Raw genomic sequence first — 15,609 nt, 5'->3', positions numbered from 1 at the left:
CCTGCGAGGCGGCGGGGCGCCTCGCAGGCGCGGGGCGGCACCGGCTCCCCCGCCCAGGCCAGCGCGGTCGCGGCCTCGGCGAGCGGGAGGGCCGCGGCGTACTGGGCGTGCAGCCGGCGTTCGGCCGCGGAGGCGGGGTGGCGGCGCAGCCGGGGTCCGGCGAGCGCGTCCTGCGCCTGGTCGAGTGCGGCGGTGAGCGCGGCCCGCCGCGCGGTGGCGCCGCGCGGCGACGGCGTCGTAGACCCCGGCGACGGCGGCCCGTTCCCCGTCGAAGCGCAACTCGAAGCGGCGGTCCCCGGCGAGCGACGAGCGGGAGGTGGGCAGTGCGAGCCGCAGCAGGAGCAGCCAGGCGGCGCCCGCCGTGAACGCCACCGCCCGCAGCCAGGCCGGCTCGGGCAGGGGCATGCCGGCCCCGACGGCGGCGCCGACCAGCAGCTGCGTCCCGGCGGCGGACCCCACGGGACCCAGCGCGCTGATCCCTCCGGCGGCCAGGCCGAGCACGGTCAGCAGCAGGGTGAGCGGCAGGGCGGGCGTGTGGTCCCCGACGACGGTGCCCGTCAGCAGCCCGGCCGCGCCCGCGAGGGCGGGCGTCCCGATCCGGGCCACGGAGGCGCGCCGGCTGCCGGGCCGGTCGTTGATCCCGGCGAACATGGCGCCGATCGCGGCGACCACTCCAAGGGTGGGCCGCCCGGCCGCCACGGCCGCGAGCAGCAGCGGCCCGCCGCCCAGGGCGCCGCGCAGCACCGCGCTCCGGGAGACCGGCCCGCGCTGGGACCGCAGGGCATGCGCGAGCCACGGAGGTACGGCGGGGGCGGTGCGGGTCACAGGGCTCCTGTCGTCCGGTCGGTGGGCCTGCTCCTTCGGGCAACGCTGACCGGGGCGGAACTCATGCCCCCACGGTAGGCGGACTTCGCTGACGGCACGGAACGGGCGTGTTTCGGCGGCGTGACGGCCGGGCGGACACGCCGCCGCCACCGCGCCGCTGCCCAGGCCACCGCCCCCGTGCCGCTGACCGCCCGCCCCGGAATTCCACGGAAGCCGGAAGCCCCGCACGCCCGCCGGAAGCCCACACGCCCACCGGAAGGCCCGCGCCCGCCGGAAAACCCCGCAGTATCGGCCGCCTCCTTCCCTTTCGCCCTCCGAATTGCGCCGTTGGTGGGAAAGACCGTTCTCCGCGCGCCCGGAATGGGCGGCGGACCTACGCTGCCGACATGGGGAGGCACAGTCCGCGCCATTTCCGTTCGAGGAGAGCTGATGGCTGATCGCATTACAGCTCCGCGCCGACGCGGCTATCGCGAAGGCATCGGCGGCGAGATGCTCGCCGAGTTCCTGGGGACTTTCGTCCTCATTCTGTTGGGTGTCGGATCCGTCGCCGTTTCCGTCGTCGGCCTGCCCGGTTCCGGGCGGCAGTTCGTGGAATTCGGGCCGGCGAACTGGCTCATCATCGCCTGGGGCTGGGGCCTCGCCGTGGTGTTCGGCGTGTACGTGGCCGGCGGCGTCAGCGGCGCCCACCTCAACCCGGCGGTGACCCTGGCCTTCACGGTGCGCAGGGACTTCCCCCTGAAGAAGGTGCCCGCCTACTGGCTGGCCCAGCTCTGCGGCGCCTTCGTCGCCGCCGCGCTCGTCTACGCCTGCTACCACTGGGCGATCGACGCCGCCAACGCCAAGGCCGGGCTGCCCCGCGACGAATCACTGGGCACGTATTCCATCTTCGCCACCTTCCCCGCGGAATACTTCGGGGATTCCTGGTGGGGGCCACTGCTCGACCAGATCGTGGGCACCGGAATTCTGCTGCTCCTGATCTGCGCGCTCATCGACCTCAAGAATGTCGCGCCCCTGTCGAATCTCCACCCGTTCCTCATCGGCCTGGTGGTCGTGGCCATCGGTCTGACCTTCGGCACGAACGCCGGATACGCGATCAATCCCGCGCGCGACTTCGGCCCGCGGCTGTTCACGTACTTCGAGGGCTGGGGAGACATCGCCCTTCCGGGCACGTTCGGCTGGTTCAACGGCTACTGGTGGATTCCCATCGTCGGTCCGCTGATCGGCGGTGTCGTCGGCGTTCTGGTCTACGACCTGATGATCAAGCCGCTGATCACCGCCAGGACGCAGGCGATGGAGGACCAGGAGGAAGGCCCGGCCACCGAGGAGCCGTAGACGCCCCGGGACCCGTCGTCACTCAGAAAGGTTGCAGCGATGCCCGAATTCGTCGGCGCGGTGGACCAGGGGACCACCAGCACCCGCTTCATGATCTTCGATCATGCCGGTAACGAGGTGGCGAAGCACCAGCTGGAGCACCAGCAGATCCTGCCCCGTTCCGGCTGGGTCGAGCACGACCCGGTGGAGATCTGGGAGCGCACCAACACGGTGATCCAGAACGCCCTTCGCGACGGCGGTCTGTCGGCCTCCGACCTGCGGGCCATCGGCATCACCAACCAGCGTGAGACGACCGTCGTGTGGGATCCGCGCACCGGCCGTCCGTACTACAACGCGATCGTCTGGCAAGACACGCGTACCGACAGCATCGCCGCCGCCCTCGAACGCGAGGGCCACGGCGACGTGATCCGCCACAAGGCGGGGCTGCCGCCGGCCACGTACTTCTCCGGCGGCAAGATCAAGTGGCTGCTGGACAACGTGGACGGGCTGCGCGAGGCGGCCGAGGCGGGCAACGCCCTGTTCGGCAACACCGACGCCTGGGTGCTGTGGAACCTCACCGGCGGCCCCAACGGCGGCATCCACGCCACGGACGTGACCAACGCCAGCCGCACCATGCTGATGAACCTGGAGACGCTCGACTGGGACGACGAGCTGCTCGGCATCTTCGGCATCCCGCGCTCGATGCTCCCGGCCATCCACGCCTCCTCGGACCCCGAGGCGTTCGGCCAGGCCCGGACGTCCCGGCCGCTGGGCGCCGCCGTGCCGATCACCGGTGTCCTCGGCGACCAGCACGCGGCCACCGTGGGCCAGGTCTGCTTCTCCCCCGGCGAGGCGAAGAACACCTACGGCACCGGCAACTTCCTGGTGCTGAACACCGGCACGGAGCTGGTGCGGTCGCAGCACGGTCTGCTGACGACGGTGGCGTACCAGTTCGCCGGCAGCCCGGCGGTGTACGCGCTGGAGGGTTCCATCGCCGTGACCGGCGCGGCGGTGCAGTGGCTGCGCGACCAGCTGAAGATCATCGGCAGCGCGCCGGACAGCGAGCAGCTGGCACGGTCGGTGGAGGACAACGGCGGCATGTACTTCGTGCCGGCCTTCTCGGGCCTGTTCGCCCCCTACTGGCGTTCCGACGCCCGGGGCGCCATCGTCGGCCTGTCCCGGTACAACACGGGCGGCCACATCGCGCGGGCCGCGCTGGAGGCGATCTGCTACCAGAGCCGTGACGTGGTCGAGGCGATGGAGCAGGACTCCGGGGTGCACCTGGACGTGCTGAAGGTGGACGGCGGCGTCACCGCGAACGACCTGTGCATGCAGATCCAGGCCGACGTGCTCGGGGTGCCGGTCAGCCGGCCCGTGGTCGCGGAGACCACCGCGCTGGGCGCCGCGTACGCCGCGGGTCTCGCCACCGGCTTCTGGAGCGACCAGGACGAGCTGCGCTCGCACTGGCAGGAGTCCAAGCGGTGGGAGCCGGGCTGGGACGAGGACCGTCGCCGGCAGGGCTACGAGGACTGGAAGCGGGCCGTCGAGCGCACCCTGGACTGGGTGAAGGTCGACTGAGCCGGGGCGCGGCCGGTCAGCGGTCGGCGATGTCCTCGCGCAGACCGTCGGAGAACTCCCACCAGGACAGCGGGAGCCAGTCGCCGTTGACGAACGCGTCGACGGTCGCGCCGCGGCCGCGGACGGTCACGGTCGTGCCCGGGGGGTACGTGGTGCCGGACAGGCCGGGCACGGCCACGAGCAGTGTTCCCAGCCTCTGAGCTGCCATTTTCCGCCCTTCCCCTCTCATCGGTGTCGTCGGTGTCACATCGGGTGGCGCCTGGGTCGCCGGGTGCGGCGCCCTCCGGAGCGGCGTGGGCGTCGCACGATATTCGTCGGATATTACCGGCTTGCCCCGGCAGCAAGACCGGAGAATCATGAGATACCGGTCACGCGGGCCATCGGGAGGGGCGTCGCTGCGCACCACGCAGAACACCAACCGAACGGAGATCGCACCATGAAGGCCGTCGTGTACAAGGGACCGTTCGAGGTCGCCGTCGAGGACGTCGAGAACCCGTCGATCCAGCATCCGAACGACGTGATCGTACGGGTCACCTCGACCGCGATCTGCGGTTCCGACCTGCACATGTACGAGGGCCGTACGGCCGCCGAGCCGGGTATCACCTTCGGCCACGAGAACATGGGCGTCGTCGCCGAGGTCGGCCCGGGCGTCACCTCGGTCAAGGAGGGCGACCGCGTGGTCATGCCCTTCAACGTCGCCTGCGGCTTCTGCACCAACTGCGTCGAGGGCTTCACCGGATACTGCCTCACCGTCAACCCCGGCTTCCCGGGCGGCGCCTACGGCTATGTGGCCATGGGCCCCTGGAAGGGCGGACAGGCGGAGTACCTGCGCGTCCCCTACGCCGACTTCAACTGCCTGAAGCTGCCGCCGGGCACCGAGCACGAGAAGGACTTCGTGCTGCTCGCGGACATCTTCCCCACCGGCTACCACGGCTGCGAACTCGCCCAGGTGCGCCCGGGCGACAGCGTCACCGTGTACGGCGCCGGACCGGTCGGCCTGATGGCCGCCTACTCGGCGCTGCTGCGCGGCGCGCGGAAGGTGTTCGTGGTCGACCGCGTCGCCGAGCGGCTCCAGAAGGCCGAGGAGATCGGCGCCGTACCGATCAACTTCGCGGAGGGCGACCCGGTCGAGCAGATCCAGGACCGGACCGAGGGCATGGGCACCGACAAGGGCATCGACGCCGTCGGCTACCAGGCCTCGGCGGGCGGCGGCACGGACCGGGAGGAGCCGGCGACCGTGCTGAACGCGCTGGTCCGCACGGTCCGTGCCACCGGCATGCTCGGCATCCCCGGGCTGTACGTGCCGTCCGACCCGGGCGGCCCGGACGAGGCGGCCAAGCAGGGCATGCTGATGGTCGCCGTCGGCAAGCTCTTCGAGAAGGGCCTGAAGCTCGGCACCGGCCAGTGCAACGTCAAGCGCTACAACCGGCAGCTCCGCGACATGATCATCGAGGGCCGGGCCAAGCCCAGCTTCGTGGTCTCGCACGAGCTGCCGCTGGACCAGGCGCCGTCGGCGTACGACAAGTTCGACAAGCGGATCGAGGGCTACACCAAGGTGGTGCTGCACCCCTGAGGCCCCGTTTCTGTCCCCGGCCCCGGCCCCGGCAGGGTCCGCTGGTCAGTGCGGGCGGCGGGCGTAGCGGTCCGTCGCCGCGATCAGGGCGTCGTCCCCGACGGCGCCCGCGTCGTGCCCGGCGTCGTCGACGACGACCAGCTCGCTGCCGGGCCAGGCGTGGTGCAGCCGCCAGACGGTGCCGAGGAGATTGCCGAGGTCGAGGCTGCCCTGGACGAGCGTGCCGGGGATGTCCTTGAGGAGGTGGGCGTCGCGCAGCACGACGCCTTCTTCTCCCCCGTCGCCGGGGAAGTCGCCGAAGAAGTGGTCGTTGCCCCAGTAGTGGGTGACGGTACGGGCGAAGCCGAGACGGTAGGCGGGGTCGCGGAACCGCTCGACGGAGCCGGGCGGGGCGGGGATGATCGCCGTCTCCCAGTCCGTCCACGCCTGCGCGGCCCGCGCCCTGACCTCGGGGTCGGGCGACTCCAGCAGCCGGTTGTACGCGGCGGCCAGGTTGCCGTCGCGTTCGTCCTCGGGCAGCTCGGCGAGGAACCGCTCGTGCGCCTTCGGGAAGATCCGGCCGAGGCCCCGCGTCAGCAGGCCGACCTCGGCGGGCGAGCCGGTGGTCACGCCGGTCAGCACCAGCTCGGACACCACGCCAGGGTGGGTCTGCGCGTACCGCAGGCCCAGCGCCGAACCGAAGGACACGCCCCACACCAGCCAGCGCCCGATGCCCAGATGGGCGCGGAGCCGTTCCAGGTCCGCCATGAGGTGCGGCGCCGTGTTGACGCTCATGTCGGTGGCGGGGTCGGCGGCCGACGGTGTCGAGCGTCCCGCGCCGCGCTGATGGAACAGGACGATGCGGTAGGCGTCGGGGTCGAAGTAGCGGCGCAGTCCGGCGCCGGCGCCGGAACCGGGTCCGCCGTGCAGCACCACCGCGGGCTTGCCGTCCGGGTTTCCGCTGGTCTCCCAGTGGACGCGGTTGCCGTCCCCGACGTCGAGCATGCCGTGGTCGTACGGTTCGATCTCCGGATACCTGCCCATCCGGGCACCGTAGCGCCGCCGGGCGGTCCCGCTCATCCCCTTTTTCGCGGGGCTCAGCTTGTCACGGGGCTCAGTCCGGCCGCCACTGCCGCCGTGCGCAGGACGTCGCGGAGCATCTCGGGGGTGAGCTTGCCGGTGAAGGTGTTGCGCTGGCTGACGTGGAAGCAGCCGAAGACGCCGAGCGGCGGGCCGTCGGCGGCGGCCAGCTCGACCTGGGCACCGTGCCCGAACACCGGCCGCGGGCGGGGCACGGTCCAGCCCGCCTCGGCGAACGCGGGCAGCGCCGCCTGCCAGCCGAACGCCCCGAGGACGACCGCCGCCCGGACCGTCGGCCGCAGCAGCCGCAGCTCCTGCACCAGCCAGGGCCGGCAGGCGTCCCGCTCGCCGGGCGTGGGTTTGTTGGCGGGCGGGGCGCAGTGCACGGGCGCGGTGACGCGGACCCCGTACAGCTCCAGCCCGTCGTCGGCGTGCTCGGAGGCCGGCCGGGATGCCAGGCCCACGTCGTACAGCGCCTGGTACAGCACGTCGCCGGAACGGTCCCCCGTGAACATCCGGCCGGTGCGGTTGCCGCCGTGCGCGGCGGGCGCGAGCCCGATGATCAGCAGCCGCGCGTCGGGCGGCCCGAACCCGGGCACCGGTCTCCCCCAGTACGTCCAGTCCGCGAACGCGGCCCGCTTGGTACGGGCGACCTCCTCACGCCAGGCGACCAGGCGCGGGCAGGCACGGCAGCCGGCGATGCGCCGGTCGAGCCGGGTGAGGCCTTCGGGGTCCATGGCTCCACGGTAGGCGTCCGGTCGGCGGGCCGGGCCGACTAAGGTCGGGAGCATGGTTGCGGAGGGTGCGCAGAACGACAGGACCGCGGACACGGCCGAGGCCGCCGATGACGCGGGGGCCACGCCCGGGACGGTGGACGCGAAGACCGCCGCGGCGGTGGCCGCCGCGGAGGCGGCGGGTCCGCAGAACGGCGAGACCGTGCGGGTCGACAGCTGGATCTGGTCGGTGCGGCTGGTCAAAACGCGGTCCATGGGGGCCGCCGCCTGCCGGGGCGGACACGTGCGCGTGAACGGTGAGCGGGTGAAGCCGTCGCACTCCGTGCGGGTCGGCGACGAGGTACGGGTGCGGGTCGAGACGCGGGAGCGGGTCGTCGTCGTGAAGCGGCTGATCCGCAAGCGGGTGGGGGCGCCGGTCGCCGTCCAGTGCTACATCGACAACTCCCCGCCGCCCCCGCCGCGCGAGGCCGTCGCCCCGGCCGGCATCCGCGACCGCGGCGCGGGCCGCCCGACCAAGCGGGACCGCCGCGAGCTGGAACGGCTCCGGGCCCTGGGCGGCCCCGGCCCGTTCGGCGGCTTCGCGACCCCGCCGGCCCCCGGTGCGCAGGGCGCCGCGCCGGGCGGACGCGGCGGTGCGGGTGGTGCCGGCGGCACGGGTGGCCGCGGGACGGGCGGAGGCGGACGCCGAGCCCGGAACAAGGGCGCGGGGGGCACGCCCCGGCCTTGAGGCACGGGTGCGGAGCAGGGGCCGGGGACACACACCCGGCCCCCGGAAACCGGGGCCCCGAGCACCGACACGGGACACGTTGGCCCCGGAACAAGGGCGCTGAGCACCGACACCGCGGCACGCCCGACATGAGACACAGGGCGAAGAACGCCAGCCCGGGGGCACGCCCAGCCCCCGCACACAGGCGCCTGAGCACCGGCCCGGAGTCACCGGCGTCCGCCGAGCACCGGCACGGTGGTGGTCCCCAGCCGAGGTGACCGCCCCGCCCCCGGGCCGACCCGCTCGGCGGTCACCCCACGGGCACCGCCCTCACCCAGATCCCGTCCTCCGTCAGGTACCGGTCCACCCTCAAACCCTCCTCCGCGAGTGCCGTCTCGAACTGTTCCGGGGTCAGCGGGCGGGAACGGAACGTCTGGGTCCAGGTCGCGTCCGGGAACTCGTACTCCGCGTGGACCGAGTCCACTCCGTCGCCCACCGCCTCCACGGAGACGATCCGCACCGTGAAGCCCGCCGGGTCCACGCGCTCGCGTGGCACGTTCGTGTGGTAGTCCGCGCCCTCCCGCTGGATCAGCACGCACCCGCCCTCCGCCAGGTGCCGCACGCAGGTGCGCAGCATGCCCCGCCGCACCTCCGGGTCGCCGGCGTGCACCAGGAACGACGCCAGCAGCACCACGTCGAACGTCTCCCCCAGGTCGAGCCGCTCGACCTGGCCGCATATCGTCCGCGCCCCGCGCACCCGCTCCAGCATCTCGGGGGACTCGTCCACCGCCGTCACCTCGAAGCCGCGCTCCAGCAGCGCGTGGGTCATCCGCCCCACCCCGCAGCCCAGCTCCAGGATCCGCGCCCCCGCCGGCACCGCGCCCGCGATCACGTCCGGCTCGCTCCCCACGGGAAGCCGCGCGTACAGCTCCACCGCGCAGCCGTCCGGGGTGATCGCCCCGGGTCCCGTCCCCGCATACCCTGCCCGTGTCCTCTGCTCCATACCCGTCGAACGGGCCGCGCCCGCACGTCCGTTCCCGTCGACGCCGATGCCACCCGAACGAGTGACAGGGGGTGCGCTCGGAAGGATCGGGCACCCGGAGGACGAGGACCTCGGGGACCGACAGGGTGAGGATCGCGATGCGTACGGGCAGTGAGCCGAGGACCGCGCGGAGCCCTCTGCGCATGCGGTTCTGGCTGAGCGTGTGGGGTCTGGTCTGGACGGTGGCCGGCACGGTCGGGTTCGCGCTCGCCGGGCATCCCGGCTGGGCGCTGGCCTGCGGGGTGCTGTTCCTGGTCGTCGTGACGGACCTGGTGTTCGTGGTGCGGCACATCCGTCAGGGCCCGCACTACCAGCCGGGCCGCGACGTCCCTCCGTACGAGCCGCCGGCGGACCGGCGCTAGGACCTGCCGTGCCCGACCCGGCGGCCGACTCTCCCCCGTCCCGGACGTCCCGCCCGTCTCACCCGTCGAAGCGCGCGGCCTTCAGGTACTCCGGGTTCGGGTCCAGCGCGGCCGCCAGGCGGAAGTGCCGCTTGGCCGGGTGGGGCCGGCCCTGCCGCTGGTAGGTGCGCGCGAGCGCGTAGTGGGCGAAGGCGTTGTCCGGCTCCCGCTCCAGGACGAGGGAGAACTCCAGCTCGGCGGGGCGCAGCTGAGCGGCCGCGAAGAAGGCGCGCGCCCGGAGCAGCCGGGCGGCCGTGTTCTCGGGATGGACGTCGATCACGCCGTCGAGCAGCTTCACCGCGCCCCGCGGGTCACGAGAGGCGAGCAGGTGCTCGGCGGCGCGGAAGTCGATGACATGCGTCTCCGGCGTACGTCCGGACGGACCACTGGTCTGGGGCACGGCGGAATCCTTCCCTCGCTCGAATGGATCAACGCCTCGTCCGGCGCCCCCTATTCCGGGCGGGGTTCCCGCGCGCGGCGGACCAGGTCGGCCCACACCTCCTTGACGCGCCGGTCGAGCGCGTCGAGGGGCACGTCGTTGTCGATGACGACGTCGGCGATCGCGCGGCGCTGTTCGCGGGTGGCCTGGGCGGCCATGCGGGCGCGCGCGTCCGTCTCGCTCATGCCGCGCAGCCGCACCAGCCGGTCGAGCTGGGTGCGGGTGCTCACGTCGACGACGATCACGACGTCGTAGAGGGGGGCGAGGCCGTTCTCGGTGAGGAGCGGGACGTCGTGGACGACGACGGCGTCCTCGGACGCGGCCTTCTCCAGCTCGCGCGACCGGGCGCCGACCAGCGGGTGCACGATCGAGTTGAGCGTGGCCAGCTTCTCCGGGTCGCCGAAGACGAGGGCGCCGAGGCGGGGCCGGTCCAGGCTGCCGTCCTCGGCGAGGATCTCCTCGCCGAACGCCTGCACGACGGCGGCGAGCCCGGGCGTGCCGGGTTCGACGACCTCACGCGCGATGCGGTCGGCGTCGATCAGCACGGCTCCGCACTCCACGAGCAGCCGCGACACCTCACTCTTGCCGGCTCCGATACCGCCGGTCAGGCCCACTGTCAGCATGGCAGCAGCCTAGGGCCCGCGACGACCGGCGGTTCGGCGGGCGTCAGGTGTCGCCTTCCCGCTCGGCCAGGAACCTTTCGAACTCGCGGCCGATCTCGTCCGCCGACGGGATGTCCACGGGCTCGGCGAGCATGTTGCCGCGGGTGGCGGCGCCCGCCGCGGCGTCGTACTGGTGCTCGAGGCCCTGGACGAGGGCGGTGAGCTCGTCGTCGCCCTCGCGGATCTGGCGGTCGATCTCGGTCTGGGTCCGCTGGGCGTCGGTGCGCAGCGAGTGCGCGACGCCCGGCAGGACGAGTCCGGTGGCGGCCGTGACGGCCTCCAGCGCGGTCAGCGCCGCGTCCGGGTACGGCGAGCGGGCGATGTAGTGCGGCACGTGCGCCGCGACGCCCAGGACGTCGTGGCCGGCCTGCATCAGCCGGTACTCGACCAGGGCCTCGGCGCTGCCGGGCACCTGCGCCTCGTCGAAGGGGCTGCTGCTCGACGGGACGAGGTCGGTGCGGTTGCCGTGCGGGGTGAGGCCGACCGGGCGGGTGTGCGGGACACCCATGGGGATGCCGTGGAAGTTGACCGCGAGGCGCACCTGGAGGCGCTCCACGATCTGCCGCACGGCGGCGGCGAAGCGCTCCCACTCCACGTCCGGTTCGGGCCCGGAGAGCAGCAGGAAGGGGGCTCCGGTGGCGTCCTGCACGAGCCGCACGGTGATGGCCGGCACCTCGTAGTCCGTCCACCGGTCGCGGGTGAAGGTGAGCAGGGGCCGGCGGGCCCGGTAGTCGACGAGCCGGTCGTGGTCGAACCGGGCGACGACCTGGTGGGGCAGCGAGTCGAGCAGCCGGTCGACGATCTGGTCCCCGGTCTCCCCCGCGTCGATGTATCCGTCGAAGTGGTAGAGCATGACAAGTCCGGCCGACTCCTGGGCCAGCGCCATGTCGACGACGCTCAGACCCTTCGGCTCCCAGGCGTACAAACCCTGCGGATCAAGCACAGTGACCGCTCCTCCTCGTGTTTCATCCACCACAACGTGGTACGGAGCACAGGCATTCCCCACGCCCCTTCCCGGGTGCGGGGGAACGCCTGAGGGGCCGCACCTCGAAAGGTGCGACCCCTCAGATCAACCGCTGGCCCTCAGCGGCGAGCGCTCAGCTCTGGCCACCCGCCAGCTTCTCGCGAAGCGCGGCGAGCGCCTCGTCCGAAGCCAGGGCGCCGGACTGGTCGCCGCCCTCGGAGGAGTACGAACCGCCGCCGGACGCGGCCGGAGCGGCGGCCTCGCCACCCTCGGCAGCGGCCTGGGCGTCCGCCTCGCGGGACTTGATGACCTGCGCCTGGTGCTGCTCGAAGCGGGCCTGCGCCTCGGCGTACTGGCGCTCCCACTCCTCGCGCTGCTTCTCGTAGCCCTCGAGCCAGTCGTTGGTCTCGGGGTCGAAGCCCTCGGGGTAGATGTAGTTGCCCTGGTCGTCGTAGGACGCGGCCATGCCGTACAGGGTCGGGTCGAACTCGACCGCCGTCGGGTCGGCACCGAAGGCCTCGTTGGCCTGCTTCAGCGAGAGGCTGATGCGACGGCGCTCGAGGTCGATGTCGATGACCTTGACGAAGATCTCGTCGTTGACCTGGACAACCTGCTCCGGGATCTCCACGTGGCGCTCGGCCAGCTCGGAGATGTGGACCAGACCCTCGATGCCCTCGTCCACGCGGACGAACGCACCGAACGGAACCAGCTTCGTGACCTTGCCGGGCACGACCTGGCCGATCTGGTGGGTGCGGGCGAACTGCTGCCACGGGTCTTCCTGGGTCGCCTTCAGCGACAGGGAGACGCGCTCGCGGTCCATGTCGACGTCGAGGACCTCGACCGTGACCTCCTGGCCGACCTCGACGACCTCGGAGGGGTGGTCGATGTGCTTCCAGGAGAGCTCGGAGACGTGGACGAGACCGTCCACGCCGCCCAGGTCCACGAAGGCGCCGAAGTTGACGATCGAGGAGACGACGCCGGAACGGACCTGGCCCTTCTGGAGGGTGGTGAGGAACGTCTGGCGGACCTCGGACTGGGTCTGCTCCAGCCAGGCACGGCGGGACAGGACCACGTTGTTGCGGTTCTTGTCCAGCTCGATGATCTTCGCCTCGAGCTCCTTGCCCACGTAGGGCTGGAGGTCGCGGACGCGGCGCATCTCGACCAGGGAGGCCGGGAGGAAGCCGCGGAGGCCGATGTCGAGGATGAGACCACCCTTGACGACCTCGATGACGGTACCGGTGACGATGCCGTCCTCTTCCTTGATCTTCTCGATGGTGCCCCAGGCACGCTCGTACTGGGCGCGCTTCTTCGAGAGGATCAGGCGGCCTTCCTTGTCCTCCTTCTGGAGGACAAGGGCCTCGATCTCGTCGCCGACGGCGACGACCTCGTTCGGGTCGACGTCGTGCTTGATCGAGAGCTCTCGGCTCGGGATGACACCTTCGGTCTTGTAACCGATGTCGAGCAGGACCTCGTCCCGGTCGACCTTCACGATGACGCCGTCGACGATGTCGCCGTCGTTGAAGTACTTGATCGTCTCGTCGATCGCGGCGAGGAAAGCTTCCTCGTTACCGATGTCGTTGACCGCTACCTGCGGGGTGGTGGCGGTGGTCTCGGTGCTGCTCGTCATGTGGGAAAGGGCTCCGGTACGGACATTGAAGTCGTAGGTACTGCTACGCCGGAGCCCGTTTCGCTCTGCAGAAGCCGGACAGCCAAGGAAGCGCCGGAGAAATACGGTGGCGCCTCGACAACCGAGGGGACATACAACAGATGCGAGCGCAGCCTGCTACGTCTGAGGTGCGCAGGCCCGCAGCGCAACTTGTAGCATACGGGGGCGGCCGGGCATGGTCAATGCGCGAAGCCGCCCACCCGGGGCGGATCGCCGCATAACCGGCACAACTGCCGTCTCCCGAGGCCGTGCAGGGGCGAACAAGACCCCCTCGGCGACACACCGGGGGACCCGGCTGGACGGAAGAGTACGACGAGGGAGCCGATCATCCAAGAGCCCGAAGTCCCCGAACCGGAGGCCACCCGGCGGGAGGCCGGCGTCACGGAGAGCTCCCGGGCCAACCGGGGCTGGTGGGACCGCAACGCCGACGAGTACCAGAACGAGCACGGCACCTTCCTCGGCGACGACCGCTTCGTGTGGGGCCCCGAGGGCCTGGACGAGGTGGAGGCGGAGCTGCTCGGCCCGCCGGAGGAGCTGAAGGGACGCGACGTCCTGGAGCTGGGCGCCGGCGCGGCGCAGTGCTCGCGGTGGCTGGCCGCCCAGGGCGCTCGGCCGGTGGCCCTGGACATCTCGCACCGCCAGCTCCAGCACGCGCTGCGCATCGGCGGGGAGTTCCCCCTGGTGTGCGCGGACGCGGGCGCGCTGCCCTTCGCCGACGTCTCCTTCGACCTGGCCTGCTCGGCGTACGGGGCGCTGCCCTTCGTCGCCGATCCGCGGCTGGTGCTGCGCGAGGTGCGCCGGGTGCTCCGCCCGGGCGGCCGGCTGGTGTTCTCGGTGACGCACCCGATCCGCTGGGCGTTCCCGGACGAGCCGGGCCCGGAGGGGCTGAGCGTGTCCGGGTCGTACTTCGACCGCACGCCGTACGTGGAGCAGGACGACACCGGTCACGCCGTGTACGTCGAGCACCACAGGACGCTCGGGGACCGGGTGCGTGACGTGGTCGCCTCCGGTTTCCGGCTGGTGGACCTGGTGGAACCGGAGTGGCCGGAGTGGAACACGAGCGAGTGGGGCGGCTGGTCCCCGCTGCGAGGAGCCCTGATCCCCGGCACGGCGATCTTCGTGTGCGTACGGGACTGAGCGCGTGATCCGTCACGAGGCGGCGGAGTCCCTCCCGGTGCGCGAGGCCCTGCCCTCGCTCGCCGGGGCGCTGGACGCGCACGGCGCGTCGGTGCTGGTGGCACCGCCGGGCACCGGCAAGACGACCCTGATGCCGCTGGCGCTGGCCGGACTGTGGGGCGCGGGCCCCGCGCGGCGGGTGCTGGTGGCCGAGCCCCGGCGGATCGCGGCCCGTGCGGCGGCGCGCCGGATGGCGTGGCTGCTGGGCGAGCGGGTGGGCGGCTCGGTCGGCTTCACCGTGCGCGGGGAGCGGGCCGTGGGGCGGGACACGCGCGTGGAGGTCGTCACGACCGGTGTGCTGCTCCAGCGGCTCCAGCGCGACCAGGAGCTGGCCGGGGTGGACGCGGTGGTGCTGGACGAGTGCCACGAGCGGCATCTGGACGCGGACACGGCGGCGGCGTTCCTGTGGGACGTGCGCGAGACGCTCCGGCCGGACCTGCGGCTGGTGGCCGCGTCGGCGACGACGGACGCGGAGGGCTGGGCGCGGCTGCTGGGCGGCGCGCCCGTCGTCGAGGCGCGGGGCGCCGCGCACCCGGTCGACGTGGTGTGGGCGCCGCCCCCGCGCGCGGTGCGGCCGCCGCACGGCATGTGGGTCGACCCTGCCCTGCTCACGCACGTGGCGGCGGTGGTGCGCCGGGCTCTGGCCGAGCGGGACGGTGACGTGCTGGTTTTCCTGCCGGGCGTCGGGGAGATCTCCCGGGTGGCCGCGATGGTGGGCGGCCTGTCGGGCGTGGACGTCCTCCAGGTGCACGGGCGGGCCCCGGCCGTCGTGCAGGACGCGGTGCTGTCGCCCGGGGAGCGGCGCCGGGTGGTGCTGGCGACGTCGGTCGCGGAGTCCTCGCTGACGGTGCCCGGGGTGCGGGTGGTGGTGGACTCGGGTCTCGCCCGCGAGCCGCGTGTGGACCACGCGCGCGGGCTGAGCGCCCTGGCGACGGTACGGGCGTCACGCGCGGCGGGACGGCAGCGGGCGGGCCGCGCCGGACGTGAGGCGCCGGGCGCCGTGTACCGCTGCTGGGCCGAGGCGGAGGACGCGCGGCTGCCGGCGTACCCCTCCCCCGAGATCGAGGTGGCCGACCTGACGGCGTTCGCCCTCCAGGCGGCCTGCTGGGGTGACCCGGACGCCTCCGGCCTGGCGCTGCTGGACCCGCCGCCGGGCGGGGCGATGGCGGCGGCCCGGGACGTCCTCACGGCGATCGGCGCGGTACGGCCGGACGGGCGTCCCACGGAACGCGGCGCGCGCCTGACCCGGCTCGGCCTGCACCCGCGCCTGGGCCGCGCCCTGCTGGACGCGTCCCCCCGGGTGGGCGCCGCGCTCGCCTCCGAGATCGTCGCCCTGCTCTCCGAGGAGCCCCCGCGCGACTACGGCGACGACCTGTCCGCCGCGCTGCGTACGGCGCGCCGGGGCGGCGACGGGTACGCGGCGCGCTGGCGCACGGAGGTACGGAGGCTGCGGGGTGCTGCGTCCGAGGCGGA

15 protein-coding genes and 1 pseudogene are annotated in these 15,609 nt (G+C 72.9%); 7 read left to right on the top strand and 9 right to left on the bottom strand.

The window, feature by feature from the left end:
- A pseudogene (locus CCN29_RS20880) lies at positions 1-780 on the bottom strand (FUSC family protein); the annotation flags it as partial.
- 534 nt (positions 781-1,314) lie between these two features.
- Here CCN29_RS20880 and CCN29_RS20875 point away from each other — a divergent pair.
- Together CCN29_RS20875 and glpK are read left to right on the top strand one after the other, a co-directional pair.
- Positions 1,315-2,157 (top strand): MIP/aquaporin family protein, encoded by an 843-nt coding sequence (locus CCN29_RS20875; protein ID WP_006135544.1) that lies wholly within the window; start codon positions 1,315-1,317, stop codon positions 2,155-2,157.
- Positions 2,158-2,196: 39 nt separating this feature from the next.
- On the top strand, positions 2,197-3,714 hold the full coding sequence (gene glpK, locus CCN29_RS20870) for a glycerol kinase GlpK (RefSeq protein WP_006135543.1): 1,518 nt from the start codon (positions 2,197-2,199) through the stop codon (positions 3,712-3,714).
- A 16-nt stretch (positions 3,715-3,730) separates the two neighbouring features.
- On the opposite strand, the gene CCN29_RS20865 is transcribed toward glpK, so the two are convergent.
- Entirely contained in the window at positions 3,731-3,922 is a 192-nt protein-coding gene (locus CCN29_RS20865; protein ID WP_031018510.1) for a hypothetical protein, read from the bottom strand.
- A gap of 228 nt (positions 3,923-4,150) precedes the next feature.
- Here CCN29_RS20865 and CCN29_RS20860 point away from each other — a divergent pair, with 228 nt between their 5' ends.
- Positions 4,151-5,287, top strand: a complete 1,137-nt coding sequence (locus CCN29_RS20860; protein ID WP_006135541.1) for a glutathione-independent formaldehyde dehydrogenase — start codon at positions 4,151-4,153, stop codon at positions 5,285-5,287.
- Positions 5,288-5,332: 45 nt separating this feature from the next.
- Here the strand turns inward: CCN29_RS20860 and pip are convergent, their stop codons facing one another.
- Positions 5,333-6,310 carry a prolyl aminopeptidase gene (gene pip / locus CCN29_RS20855; RefSeq protein WP_086683661.1) on the bottom strand — a complete coding sequence of 326 codons (978 nt, stop codon included), beginning with the start codon at positions 6,308-6,310 and terminating at the stop codon, positions 5,333-5,335.
- A 53-nt stretch (positions 6,311-6,363) separates the two neighbouring features.
- On the bottom strand, positions 6,364-7,083 hold the full coding sequence (locus CCN29_RS20850) for a uracil-DNA glycosylase (RefSeq protein WP_006135538.1): 720 nt from the start codon (positions 7,081-7,083) through the stop codon (positions 6,364-6,366).
- A gap of 52 nt (positions 7,084-7,135) precedes the next feature.
- On the opposite strand from CCN29_RS20850, the gene CCN29_RS20845 reads away from it, so the two are divergent.
- Positions 7,136-7,807, top strand: coding sequence for an RNA-binding S4 domain-containing protein (locus CCN29_RS20845; RefSeq protein ID WP_006135537.1), 672 nt, complete (start codon positions 7,136-7,138; stop codon positions 7,805-7,807).
- A 289-nt stretch (positions 7,808-8,096) separates the two neighbouring features.
- Here CCN29_RS20845 and CCN29_RS20840 read toward each other — a convergent pair whose 3' ends face one another.
- Complete coding sequence (locus tag CCN29_RS20840; protein WP_039988427.1) at positions 8,097-8,789, bottom strand: class I SAM-dependent methyltransferase; 693 nt, start codon at positions 8,787-8,789, stop codon at positions 8,097-8,099.
- Positions 8,790-8,926: 137 nt separating this feature from the next.
- Here CCN29_RS20840 and CCN29_RS20835 point away from each other — a divergent pair, with 137 nt between their 5' ends.
- Entirely contained in the window at positions 8,927-9,190 is a 264-nt protein-coding gene (locus CCN29_RS20835; RefSeq protein WP_031018500.1) for a DUF6343 family protein, read from the top strand.
- 58 nt (positions 9,191-9,248) lie between these two features.
- Here CCN29_RS20835 and CCN29_RS20830 read toward each other — a convergent pair whose 3' ends face one another.
- The 4 genes from CCN29_RS20830 to rpsA form a co-directional block, all read right to left on the bottom strand.
- A complete protein-coding gene (locus CCN29_RS20830; RefSeq protein ID WP_006135534.1) occupies positions 9,249-9,629 on the bottom strand; it encodes a tetratricopeptide repeat protein in 381 nt (126 codons plus the stop codon).
- A gap of 50 nt (positions 9,630-9,679) precedes the next feature.
- Complete coding sequence (coaE, locus tag CCN29_RS20825; RefSeq protein WP_086683658.1) at positions 9,680-10,291, bottom strand: dephospho-CoA kinase; 612 nt, start codon at positions 10,289-10,291, stop codon at positions 9,680-9,682.
- A 43-nt stretch (positions 10,292-10,334) separates the two neighbouring features.
- Positions 10,335-11,273 (bottom strand): PAC2 family protein, encoded by a 939-nt coding sequence (locus CCN29_RS20820; RefSeq protein WP_006135532.1) that lies wholly within the window; start codon positions 11,271-11,273, stop codon positions 10,335-10,337.
- A gap of 154 nt (positions 11,274-11,427) precedes the next feature.
- Entirely contained in the window at positions 11,428-12,921 is a 1,494-nt protein-coding gene (gene rpsA / locus CCN29_RS20815) for a 30S ribosomal protein S1 (protein WP_006135530.1), read from the bottom strand.
- A 363-nt stretch (positions 12,922-13,284) separates the two neighbouring features.
- On the opposite strand from rpsA, the gene CCN29_RS20810 reads away from it, so the two are divergent.
- On the top strand, positions 13,285-14,097 hold the full coding sequence (locus CCN29_RS20810; protein ID WP_078592365.1) for a class I SAM-dependent methyltransferase: 813 nt from the start codon (positions 13,285-13,287) through the stop codon (positions 14,095-14,097).
- Between the two features lie 4 nt (positions 14,098-14,101).
- Positions 14,102-15,609 (top strand): helicase-related protein (locus CCN29_RS20805; protein WP_442538433.1); only part of this gene is annotated, 1,508 nt, incomplete at its 3' end.

The sequence above is a fragment of the Streptomyces pseudogriseolus genome, assembly GCA_002154585.1.
In the GTDB taxonomy this organism is placed as follows: domain Bacteria; phylum Actinomycetota; class Actinomycetes; order Streptomycetales; family Streptomycetaceae; genus Streptomyces; species Streptomyces pseudogriseolus.
The sequence above is the reverse complement of the archived record's forward strand: the minus strand, read 5'-3'. Positions and strand labels throughout refer to the sequence as shown.